Annotated in this window: 2 protein-coding genes; both read left to right on the forward strand. The window is 40.6% G+C overall.

All coding sequences use genetic code 11. From position 1 onward, the window contains the following. On the forward strand, nt 1–1074 hold a 1074-nt coding region (locus ABJF11_RS00020; RefSeq protein ID WP_348117027.1), incomplete at its 5' end, for an RHS repeat-associated core domain-containing protein. 1 nt (nt 1075) lies between these two features. Further along, nucleotides 1076–1484, forward strand: a 409-nt coding sequence (locus ABJF11_RS00025; RefSeq protein ID WP_348117028.1) for a hypothetical protein, incomplete at its 3' end; no start/stop codon positions are given.

The following is a 1484-nucleotide window of genomic DNA, read 5'->3' on the forward strand; positions in this document are numbered from 1 at the left end:
ATGCAGAGTTTTGGTAAGTTTGCTCGCTTAGGTAGTAATTTGCTTGATGTGGATATGGCGACACGCCGAGGTTTTACTGACCACGAACATTTGGATGAAGTAGAAATTATTCATATGAACGGGCGGGTGTATGATTATAACCTTGGTAGGTTTATGTCGGTGGATCCGTTTATTCAGGCTCCAGCAAATTCGCAATCGCTAAACCCATACTCGTACATTATGAATAATCCGTTGGCCGGTATAGATCCAACCGGATACTGCTCGACCTCTGACACGGTTTCTGAGTGTGGTGACACGTTGGATTCTGGAGAAACTACGGAAATAACCAATGAGAATGGAGATGTCGTTGGTCATGCAGGAAAAGATTCTGATGGAAATTTCCACATCACAAATAGTGGTTCTAATAAAGCGCAATCTGCTGTACAGAGCTCTATTAATACTTCTGATTTAAACAGTCAAACAGAACTTTCGAAGAGAAAAGAGGAAAACAGCGGAAATAATTCGGGCTTTTTCTCTAATTTATGGGAGAACATTAACCCGTTTTCAGAAAGAAATGTTTTGGAAAAAAGAGAGGAATTGGAAGCTCAGTTCGGCTCTTCAGATTGCAGCTCTCAAGAGTGTATTACCCCTGAACTAGCAGACCAGTTTTCCGATGTTGCAGGTCTTGTATTAGCATATCCTCCGGGCAAAGTACCAGTAGTCTCTAATTCAGGAAAGCTGATAACTTCTAGGATTGCTACAAGTAAGAATGCGTGGGGTGAAGCAGCCGATGGTGCAAACCAAGGTATTATTCATTTCACTAAACTTCCGAATAGACTTGCCAGCCTTGAGGGGCGCCTTGGTCTGTCTCCGGGGATTTTTACAAATGGTTCTGCCTCCGGATTTAATGAATTCACTAGGCAAGCCAATAGAATAGTCTCTCAAGGACGTGTAAGAAGTGTTGGCTCGAATAAAAAAATTTACTTTATGTCAGGTGCTCGAACCCCAAATAAAGGAACCGTCGTAATAACTTACAAAGGGAAACTTCAGTCAATGATGCCGGCAACGGCCAAAAATTTTGAGAAGATGAAATAGAATGAAACTAAAAGGCAAAATTTTATCTGCAATTGCGGTTGGATATACTCGAATTTTGAAGGTTGACTCGAATCTGGGAGTTATTTGTATAACTGCGTTTGATTACGACAATAGTTTAGATGGGGAATGTAATAGCGGAGAATACGCGCCGGGAAATTTTATCGATACAGATGTGATACTGACTTTAGCTGTAAAATCGGATGCTGTATTCAAAGGTGGTTTTCCATTTTTGCAAAAAAACTCTGACGAACCAGATACATATATTTGTGGAATGGTGACAGATATACGTGAAGACCAAGTTTTTCTTTCTATGAAAGATATGGGCACCATTGTTGTCGATCTAGATCAGGATAGTGATTTTTCAGTTGGGTCTTTTCTAATATTTCGAGGAGAGCTATCTACTGAGGAGC

Origin of the sequence: Reichenbachiella sp. (genome assembly GCF_039941815.1) — a bacterium.
In the GTDB taxonomy this organism is placed as follows: Bacteria; Bacteroidota; Bacteroidia; order Cytophagales; family Cyclobacteriaceae; genus Reichenbachiella.